Source organism: Sporosarcina sp. GW1-11, from assembly GCF_033088395.1.
Classification (GTDB): Bacteria; Bacillota; Bacilli; order Bacillales_A; family Planococcaceae; genus Sporosarcina.
In genome coordinates this window covers 1-10580 of sequence record NZ_JAPMIW010000038.1, presented here as the reverse complement: position 1 = coordinate 10580, position 10580 = coordinate 1, and the positions used below count along the sequence as shown (strand labels likewise).

Annotated in this window: 7 protein-coding genes; 3 read left to right on the top strand and 4 right to left on the bottom strand. The window is 41.1% G+C overall.

Annotated features, from left to right (window positions below):
- Positions 1–212 precede the first annotated feature (212 nt).
- Positions 213–404 (top strand): hypothetical protein, encoded by a 192-nt coding sequence (locus tag ORD22_RS14945; RefSeq protein WP_317646947.1) that lies wholly within the window; start codon positions 213–215, stop codon positions 402–404.
- Between the two features lie 41 nt (positions 405–445).
- Entirely contained in the window at positions 446–2623 is a 2178-nt protein-coding gene (locus ORD22_RS14940) for a 5'-nucleotidase C-terminal domain-containing protein (RefSeq protein ID WP_317646946.1), read from the top strand.
- Positions 2624–2669: 46 nt separating this feature from the next.
- On the opposite strand, the gene ORD22_RS14935 is transcribed toward ORD22_RS14940, so the two are convergent.
- Together ORD22_RS14935 and aceA are read right to left on the bottom strand one after the other, a co-directional pair.
- Complete coding sequence (locus ORD22_RS14935) at positions 2670–3839, bottom strand: pyridoxal-phosphate-dependent aminotransferase family protein (RefSeq protein WP_317646948.1); 1170 nt, start codon at positions 3837–3839, stop codon at positions 2670–2672.
- Positions 3840–4064: 225 nt separating this feature from the next.
- The gene (aceA, locus tag ORD22_RS14930; protein WP_317646945.1) at positions 4065–5345 is read right to left on the bottom strand and encodes an isocitrate lyase; all 1281 of its coding nucleotides are present in this window, start codon (positions 5343–5345) and stop codon (positions 4065–4067) included.
- A gap of 209 nt (positions 5346–5554) precedes the next feature.
- Between aceA and ORD22_RS14925 the strand changes: the two genes are divergently transcribed.
- Positions 5555–6220 carry a LytTR family DNA-binding domain-containing protein gene (locus ORD22_RS14925; protein ID WP_317646944.1) on the top strand — a complete coding sequence of 222 codons (666 nt, stop codon included), beginning with the start codon at positions 5555–5557 and terminating at the stop codon, positions 6218–6220.
- A gap of 27 nt (positions 6221–6247) precedes the next feature.
- Here ORD22_RS14925 and ORD22_RS14920 read toward each other — a convergent pair whose 3' ends face one another.
- Together ORD22_RS14920 and ORD22_RS14915 are read right to left on the bottom strand one after the other, a co-directional pair.
- A complete protein-coding gene (locus ORD22_RS14920) occupies positions 6248–7402 on the bottom strand; it encodes a polysaccharide pyruvyl transferase family protein (RefSeq protein ID WP_317646943.1) in 1155 nt (384 codons plus the stop codon).
- A gap of 118 nt (positions 7403–7520) precedes the next feature.
- Positions 7521–9827, bottom strand: coding sequence for an S-layer homology domain-containing protein (locus ORD22_RS14915; RefSeq protein WP_317646942.1), 2307 nt, complete (start codon positions 9825–9827; stop codon positions 7521–7523).
- Positions 9828–10580: the final 753 nt, after the last annotated feature.

Sequence of the window (10580 nt, the reverse complement as noted above, 5' to 3'; positions counted from 1 at the left end):
CGTGGGGGATTGCCTCCCGCCATGAGCCAACTAGCAAAGAACGCTAGCTGTCTCATGGCTTCGGCCGACCCCGCAGTTGTGCCTTCGCTGGTGAGTACAGTGTAGTTTTAGTGGGCTTTGGCACTTACCGAATTAAACCTTTCAACTTAAATGTACTATGCTATTTATTTTCCTAACTAAACGCAGGCGCCTTACAAGCGGTAGGCGGAGCGATGAGACAGAAAGGCGATCTTCCTTTCTGGCTCATTGCGGGAGCCATCCGCCAGCGCCGAAGTGGGTTCAGTGACGAATTACATTTCTACATACAGAAGCATAAAAAAGTGTCTAGAAGTTGCCTAAATCTCTTACTTACTTCACGTTGCTCTCTTTCTACCTTAATGGTAAACTATGAGTGTTTATTGTAACCTTTAGTATTTTCCAAAAAAAGAAAAGGTGGTAATGCGACATGACGAAGAACTTTATCAAATGGAGTGCAGCATCTGCTCTACTACTCTCGGCAGCATCGATCACACCAACTATCGCATCAGCAGAAACGACAGCAAGTGAGAACTTTTCTTTAACCGTCTTTCATACGAATGACACACATGCACATGTTGAAAATGCACCTGAAAAAGCGGCACTTGTGAAACAGCTAAAGAAAGATCATCCTGCCAATCTATTACTAGACGCGGGAGATGTATTCTCTGGCACGTTGTACTTCAATGAATTCGAAGGCGAAATAGATATGAAACTCATGAACTATTATGGCTATGATGCCATGACATTTGGTAATCATGAATTCGATCTCGGACGTTCAGAAAATGGGCATGCCTCTCTTGCGAAAATGGTCAAAGCGGCCAACTTCCCTATCGTTTCTGCAAATGTCGATTTCTCAAAAGACTCACTATTTGATGGATTGCAAACGAAAGCTACTACAGGCGCTCCTGAAAATGGTCATATTTATAACGGAATCATTAAAGAAGTGAATGGAGAAAAAATCGGAATTTTTGGTTTGACGACTGAAGAATCTGCTGCTATTTCTAGTCCCGACAAAGTAACTTTCACTAATTATATTACAGAAGCAAAAGCAACCGTTTCTTCGTTTAAAGAAGCAGGCATTAACAAAATCATTGCGGTTACACATATTGGTTTCGACGATAATAAAGCAATCGATAATGATCAAGAATTAGCGATAGCCGTACCGGAAATCGATATCATTGTCGGTGGACATACACATTCTAAGCTACCCTCTCCTCATGTAATAAATGGAGACACAGATCCTGTCTTGATTGTACAAGCTAATGAATACAATAAATTTCTCGGCCAACTAGACGTAGAATTTGATGCGAATGGCGTTATTACAAACTTTGACGGAAAGCTCCATGAAATCGGTGGAGAAGGCGCTGCACGTGATGAAGGCGCCGCTGAAATTCTAGCTCCTTATACAAAGCAAGTACAAGCACGTATGGCAAGTCCAGTTGGAGCCACTTCAAAGGTTTTCTTAAATGGTTTACGTAATTTAGGTGGTGTTCGTGCAGGTGAAACGAATCTTGGAAACTTAATTACGGACGGTATGTTGGAAAAAGCGAAAGAAATCGATTCCGAAGTTACGATTGCTTTCCAAAACGGTGGTGGAATCCGTTCTTCTATCAATAAAGGTGAAGTGACATACGGTGAAGTGTTAACTGTGTTGCCATTCGGTAATCCTTTAGCAATCATTGAGCTTACTGGTGCCGAATTGCGGTCCACATTCGAGCACTCTGTAAAAGAGTACCCGAATGAATCAGGTGGTTTCTTACACGTTGCAGGTATGAAATTCCTCTTCGATCCTTCCAAACCAGTAGGTAGTCGAATCGTTTCACTCGAAGTAGCAGGCAAAGAAGTAGTAGATACGAAAATGTACAAAGCCGCCACTAACGTCTTTACGGCACGTGGAGGCGATGGCTTTGAAGCATTAGGTAAGGCATATGAAGAGGGTCGTGTCAGTGAACCTGGTTTCTCTGACTGGGAAAACTTTGCGGATCACTTAAAATCTTTGAAGACAATTGATAAAGGGATTGAAGGCCGTATCATGGCGAAAGTTCCTTTTACTGATGTGAAGGAACAAAGTTGGGCATATCCGTACATTTCTGATTTGTATTACCGTGATCTACTTAGCACAGCGACTAATACATTCAAACCTAGTAATCAGCTGACTAGAGCACAAGCGACTTCATTTTTAGTCAGAGCATTAGAATTACCAATTGACGCTACAGCAACTACTCCTTTCAAGGACTTAAAAGACTATGCAGTAGATACACAAAACGAAATCGCAGCAGCCTATGCACATGAAATCATTAAAGGATATGGTGATCAATTCAAGCCTAACGCACCTGTTTCACGCGCTCAATTTGCACAAATGATCAAGCGTGCATACGAAAACTATACAGGTAAACCGTACACTCCTTCTGTAGCTAATCCATTCGAAGATTTAGGGAACTATGGAAAAGAAGCAAAAGACGCAATTGCAATGATGGCAGAATTAGATATAGCCGACGGAGACAAAGGTCGATATATGCCAACTGCTTCCACTACTCGTCAACAGACGGCTAAACTACTCTCTAACTTCATCTATAATACGAAACAAGTAAAGAAAGCAGACTAACCAAAAAGCCGCTACGAGAATTTTTCTTCTCGCAGCGGCTTTTAAATTATACGGTTACTTGTTTAATTTCATTTGAAAATACTTCTTGCGCTTTGGAAATTTCCACTTGATAACCCATTTCATGTAGAGTTTCACCAATTTGTATGACCGCTTTCTCGAGCATGTCTGCTGTAGAGTTCCCCATATGTCCGATGCGAAACGCTTTGCCAGCCAAATGTGCTAATGAACCAGACAAGATTGTTCCTTTGTTTGCCATTGCAGCACGGAACTTTGCATCATCCACACCGTCTGGATATAAAATACAGCTTAATGTAGGCGCTGCTACTTCTTCTGATGCTAAAGCTTTCATGCCGTAAACAGCCAAGCTTTGACGTACAGCTCGTCCAAATGCTTTATGTCTTGCGATACGTTTTTCCATTCCTTCTTCTAAAACGATACGCAGTCCCTCTTCTAAAGCATAGATCAAGTTCACTGCAGGCGTCGCAAAGTATTTTGATGGATCATGCATGACTGGAATCCAGTTATAAATATCACAGTAATAGGCTTGTACTCTTTCCATTGCCGCACGTGCGTCAAGCGCTTTTTGATTGAATGCTACAAGCGCTAGACCCGGAGGCACACCAATCGCTTTTTGGGAACCTGTCAAAACGATGTCGAGTGTATTGCCTTCTCCACCATATTCCTTGCTCATATCTTCATCCATTGCTGTAGACGCACAGACACCATCGACAATCACTAATGCACCATGCTTCTTGATAACCGGTACAATCGCATCCAAGTCAGTCGCAACACCTGTAGATGTATCTGCATGCGTTACTGTAACCGCTTTATAATTTCCTTCTGAAAGTTTGTTGTCGAGGTCTTCAGGGGATACTTGTTGGCCCCATTCGGCTTGTAGTACGTCTACTTGAATTCCAAACGCTTGTCCTAACTTGATGAAACGATCGCCAAAATAGCCATGACTTACGATGAGAAGCTTCTCTCCTTCTGCAATCGTGTTAACAATAGCCATTTCCATAGCGATTGTACCTGAACCCGCCACGACAAAAACTTCCCCGTCTGTATTGAAAATTTCTCTCGTCTGATCAATTGTATGTTTATAGATTTTTACAAAACGCGGATCTGTGTGAGATCGTGTTTCGCCCGACATTGCATCATAGATGGAATCTACTACAGGAGTTGGTCCTGGAATTAATAATATTTCTTCATTTCTCATCATTTCGTTCCTCCTCTAATTTTTCTACATATCTACAATAGTAGACAAATTAGGGTGAATTTTCAAATAAATAAAAAAGGAAATTGGACTTTCATCCAATTTCCTTCTATATTTCACCACATCTACTGGAAGATGTGGTGACCCCGTTATCATATAATACCCCTTTGTTTAAACGAACGAGACTTTCTCCCCAAAGTCACATTCGGTAAAGCTATAAAACTACTATTAGAACTGCGCTGTTTCAGTTGAACCAGACATAGCAGTTGTTGAAGATTGACCTTCAGAGATAACTTGTGCAACTTCGTCGAAGTAACCTGTTCCAACTTCACGTTGGTGACGAGTAGCAGTATATCCTTTAACTTCGTTATCGAACTCAGCTTGCTGAAGCTCTGAGTAAGCGCCCATTCCGCGAGTCTTGTAGCCGTGAGCCAATTCGAACATGCTGTGATTCAATGTGTGGAAACCAGCAAGTGTTACGAACTGGAACTTGTAGCCCATTTTACCAAGCTCAACTTGGTACTTCTCGATTGTAGCTTCATCCAAGTTAGCTTTCCAGTTGAATGATGGTGAACAGTTGTATGCAAGCATTTTTTCAGGATACTTCGCGTGAATTGCATCAGCGAATTCTTGAGCTTCTTCAAGTGATGGGTGAGAAGTTTCACACCATACTAGGTCAGCGTATTCAGCATAAGCAAGTCCACGTGCGATTGCTTGTTTGATACCTGGCTTAGATTTGAAGAATCCTTCAGGTGTACGCTCTCCTGTTAGGAATTCTGCATCTACTGGATCAATGTCGCTAGTAACCATATCAGCAGCATCAGCGTCTGTACGAGCGATGATTACTGTGTCAACGCCTAGAACGTCAGCAGCTAGACGTGCAGCAGTTAGGTTGCGGATTGCGTTTTGAGTTGGAAGAAGTACTTTACCACCCAAGTGTCCACATTTCTTTTCAGATGCTAATTGGTCTTCCAAGTGAACACCAGCTGCACCAGCTTCAATCATGCCTTTCATCAATTCAAACACGTTCAATGGACCACCGAAACCAGCTTCCATGTCCGCAACGATTGGAGCAAACCAGTCAAATCCATCTTCACGGCCTTCTGCATGGTCGATTTGGTCAGCACGTTGAAGTGCTTGGTTGATGCGCTTAACAACTGCAGGTACAGAGTTTGCCGGATATAAACTTTGGTCAGGATACATTTGTCCTGCAAGGTTTGCATCAGCAGCAACTTGCCAACCGCTTAGGTAGATTGCTTGTAGACCAGCTTTAACTTGTTGAACTGCTTGGTTACCTGTTAGTGCACCTAGTGCATTGATGAAATCTTCTTCATGAAGAGATTTCCAAAGGCGAGCAGCACCTTTTTCAGCTAGTGTATTTTGAATTAGAAGTGAACCTCGTAGTTTAACAACATCTTCTGCAGTGTAGTTACGTTTGATTCCTTTCCAACGACTATCCTCAGCCCAGCTTTTTTCCAGTTGTGCAATTTGTTCTTGTCTCGTTGACATTATCTTCACACCTTCCCAATTTTTCAACGGCTAACTGTTACAGTCTGTTTCATAACAGTTATCTTCGTTAGGTATTACTATATAACAGTACATCAGAATTGTCAGTTCATTTCGACAAAAAGGCTTTTATAGAGGATGAAAGAATGATAGAATGGACGAAAGGTCGATGATTGGGATTTAACTACATACAGAGGAGATTATGTGAAAACATGGAAACAAATGATATTCCAAAAAAAGTTCTTAATCAATATGCTACGATTCTAGAAGATTGGGTTCCTAAAGATGCTTCCATCGCCATTGCAATTGCACACCACTATATTTATTACAATCCAGGGATGCATGATATTCATTTAAAGGAAGGTCAAGATATCCAAACGGGAAGCATTGCAGAAGTTACAATTAAGGAGCGGCGTAAAGTTGAAGTAGTAATGGATAATACGTTGTATGGCATGTCTTACTTTGGAATTGGTTATCCCATAGACGTAAATGACGAGCCAGGGGCTTTGATCATCATCTTACCACCGAACTTTCACGTGCTAAAAAGAGATCAACTTCAATTCCTCACAGGTAAAAAAGAGGATGAATGGTTTCCTGTACCGGTAGAACAAGTAACATATGTAGAAAGCCTACATAAGAAAACATGGTTTTATACTGCAGGAGAACACTATAACATTAGCTTCACATTAAAAGACTTACATCTTCGTTTGCCAAGATTCTTCTTACGTATACATCGTTCATACATTATTAATATGAATTGTATTGAAAAGATTTCACGGGACTTTTCATCCAACCTAGTAATTACACTAGTAGACGGTACAGAATTACCTGTTAGCCAAACGTATCTAAATGATGTGCGCTCATTATTAGGCTTTTAAATGACAAAACGCGTGTGAGACAATGTCTCACACGCGTTTTTTTATAGCTTCCGTAAACTGACGAGTCCCTTTCATAGCTGCATCATATAATGTAGATGAAAGTTTTTCAGTTTGCGCACATGTACTTTCCCAATCCGCTGTTAATGAATCATACGCTTTTGAAAAGTGATCTGCTGATTCATGCATTTCATCAATAGGTATCGATACATGTTCCAAATTAGCAAGCTTCATAAAGTCGGTCACTTTATGGTGATAACAAACTGCGATGACAGGAGTTGCGGTACAAGTAGCTAAAATCAATGAGTGTAATCGTGTGCCAATCACTAGATCTTGAGAAGCAGTTATCTCTAGTAAGTCTTCGGGCACTAAATTGCGATCGATAACAGTTGTACTAGCAGACTCTTTCATTAACTTTTGAATATCTTTCGTTACATCTGCATCTTGCGGAAACTTCGTCGCAAAAAAAGTGATCTCAACAGGTTGTTTAGCTGCCAATGCATCCAGATTTTTTGCCATTCCTTCTATATAAAGCTGATAAATTTCTTCCTTGCTTTCCGGCCAATACCCTCCATGATAATAAGGTACCGCTGTTACACCTATTTTCAATGGACGGTCTGCTGTAGTTCTACGTTCCTTTTTCAATGAAAATGCAGGATCTCCCATTACCTCAATAGACTTTCGTACGCCTACAGATTTCAATAGTTCCGCTGATTCCGGATCACGCACAGAAATACTATGTGCATGCTTACTCATATAACGAATAAACCATTTTCCTACATCACTGTTTAGTGGACCAGCTCCACAACCATAGATCACATAAGGTACACCTGAATTTTTGGCCATCATTGCATACGATCCATATAGGGGTGCTTCACGTTTATATAAGTCCATCAAAATCCCGCCACCGCCTATGATCAACAGGTCGAATGTTTTAACGATCTTTTTATTTTGCAAATATGTCGCTCCGAACGTTTTAACTGCATTTCCTTTTTTATAATACAAAGGTGCACTCATCACTTGATAGCGTTGTGCGGTTTGCTTTGGATTATTACTAAATACCGTGATCGCATCACTTGGAACTTGGAACACCGAAGTCACTTGCGAAATGATACTCAGTAAAATAGCTTCATCACCGTTATTGTCATTCCCATAGTTTCCTACAATCCCTATTCTCACTGTCATACATCCTTTTCAAATCATTTGCTATAAGTATAGCAGACTGACCTTTTTTATTGTATGTAAACGAAAGGAGGCTCCCAAATCATATATGTTTGATTTGAGAGCCTCCTTCATCTACTGCTTACAAGCGCATGCTTCTATAGAGAAACGCACTAAATTGTGCACGATTTACTGGAATACTAGGCATAAACTCGCCCTTTTCATTTCCTGTCGTAATTCCGTAGTTTGCCAAAATATGAATTTGCTTATATGCGCCATGCTGCGGAGAGACATCTTTGAATTTAACGTCCGATTCTCCTTCAAGTTCATAAGCTTTCACTAAAATCATCGCCATTTGTGAACGAGTTAACTGTCCTTTCGGGTTAAATGTCCCATCGGAATAGCCCCCTACGATATTTGCATTGGCAATCGCACTAATTTCATTATAGTAACGATGCGATTTAGGTACATCACTGAAACCTAGTCGAGCTTCTTCCACAGGCGGCAGATTAAATGCACGACTTAAAATGACTGCAGCGTGTTCTCTGGATAATGTATTTCTCGGATTGAAGTTCCCATCAATATCCCCCGTAATCACTTGTTTGTCACGTAAGAAGTAAATTTCAGTAGCGTACGGATACGATAAAGGTACATCTTTGAACAAGTCCGTAATCTGACCGACATCTCCACCTGTTGGCGGTGTCGGAGTAGGCGTCTCTATTGACTTTACTTCAATTGGTACCGCAATTACTTTTGTTCCTAGTGTGGCATGAACTTCTGTTATTCCAGGGTTGCTAGCTGTAAATGTGCCATTTGAAGTGATTGAACCAACCTTTTCGTCTACTACACTCCAAAGTAACTGACTTGGTTGGTAAATGATTGGTTTACCTGTTGAATCTTCAGGAGTAGCTGTGAATGTAATTCTTTCTCCAGGCATCACATGAGTCGCTGACGATTTAACTACTAACTTCGCTGGCTGATCTACTACTGTTACCGGGAATGATTGCTCGGCATGTCCATAGTTTACTTTCATACGGTCGCTCCCTGCTTTAACCGCTTTAAACGTTAGACCAGTACCTTCAACTGTTCCTTGTGCAGATGTAGTGACTAACTGAGATGAATTAGGAGCGATTGGATTGTAATAAGCATCCAGTACGTAATTAATTTTTAAATCAGCGGTTGCTCCTACTAGCATCTCGCCCACTTGTGGACGGGATACATTGACTATCGCTGGTTCCCCAGTCGGTGCAGTGCTGATAGCTTCTACTATGGCCGAGACACTTCGTTGACTAGCATTCGTTGTTCGATTCGCCAACGTTACTGTATTACTACCATAGTTTCGAATTCCCATCGTAGTAGAACCGCCACCATCAAAGTTCAATGCACGGTCATACCCTTGGGATACTAAATAGTTAGCAAATTGGGTAAGCGTCATACCATTGCTATAACCTGAACGTGAATCGACTGTTACTAAATGTACTTGCTTCTTATCTTTACTAATCGCTATAGCGGTTCTTGCTGTTCGAGCAGTTGCCCGCCAGTTAGTTGTGTCCATCGTAATATGTTGCTTGCCATCTTTTACAAGCATCGGACCGCTAGCCATCATAAACTCCGAGTCTTTCCATTTATCATCAATCGATAATGTTAAAGACACATCATCTCCAGCAGTAAGAGATTTGAAGCGATCCAAACCTTTCTTCCCGTGGACTGATAAAACAAAACCATTTGTAGGTATCTCTACTGCTTGCTTATCTCCATAGTCTCGTACTTTAACGACTTTTCCTTGAAGCTGTTGGCCGTAATGAGTAGACGTTACAGGTGCATTCGTTTCCACGACGATTTCAATCCCGTATTCATTGGAACCTGTACTTTTCTTACCATACTGTGGCGTAAAGATAATTGTCTCATCTGCTTGACGTTCACGATTGATACCTGTCATTTGATAGACATTACCTTTTGTCCCTACTTCAATGGCTAGATTAAAGTTATCGATTTCTGCAAGTCCATTACTCGTTACACCAAATGCGATGGGCTGACTTACATAGTAAGAGTTAGAACTAGAGATTACACCACCATTGACGATTTCATTTCCTTCCGAAAGTAGATACATCGGCATTCCTGTATTCATGTCAAAGAAAGATGCATTGACTGCGCCTACGACCCGATGTCCTTCTGTAGAATCGCGGTTTGCGAGTGTCAACGTAGGAGCTGTTTTCGCTATAGGCGAAGGCACACCCATTTTCAACTTTGTGTAAGGATCACTTAGGTTGATTGAAAGGTGATTGATATGGCTGCTTGCTGAGTATGTATAGTGGGAATAAGTAACGCCCGAGGAAACTGGGTAACTAGCGACAGTTTTTGTGCTGGCTGATGCACCTAACGGCAAGGATAGCAACATCGCTGCTGACATCGCAGTGATAGCAACTTTCCGTTTCGTACGTGACAGCAAACTACTTTTATTGATAACGCAACTCCACCTTTTCTTTTCTATATCACTATATAGTCTACCAAACCGACCATTAGATTACTATCTGTCGTTTGAACGAGAAAAGTGGGAATAAAGAAAGAAGAACGGAAGGATACCGTTTCACTGCGTTCCAGGCGGACGCGTTCCGGAGGGCGGGCGGTGAACCACACCCCTCGCTACGCTCGCTGGGTGTTTCACCTGTCCCGCTGACCCTCCCGGAGTCGCCGCCTTACACTCCGCTTCACTCGTGTAGTTTTCTGAAGTTAGTGGTGTGGTATTCGGCCGACACTTAACATTTGCTTTTAAACTAAAATAAAATTAAAAGTGTTACTAGATCTCTTGAAATTTATACTGAAATTTTAAACTAATTATATTCTCACTATAGGATTGCAGCGAAAATGGGGGAACCATGCGCGTCAACTTAACGAATTATTGATCAGACTTCATCATGATTTAGTGAATACTTTTTCAGTCACATACGTGATTTCATTTCACTTAAGACTGAATTTTTATTTGGTTAAATACTGGATACATTACAAGTAATTGTATTAATAATGTATTTGCCACTGTTCTCCATCTTTTAAAATTGTAGATTATCATATTAAGTCGAACGCTAGATAAATAAAAATAGCTCAATCGGGTACACATTAGTTAACGCCAATCAACTAATAAAGGAGTGCTCCCGATGAGCTATACACACATTTTACCACGGGAACGTGTTTTAATCGAAGAATA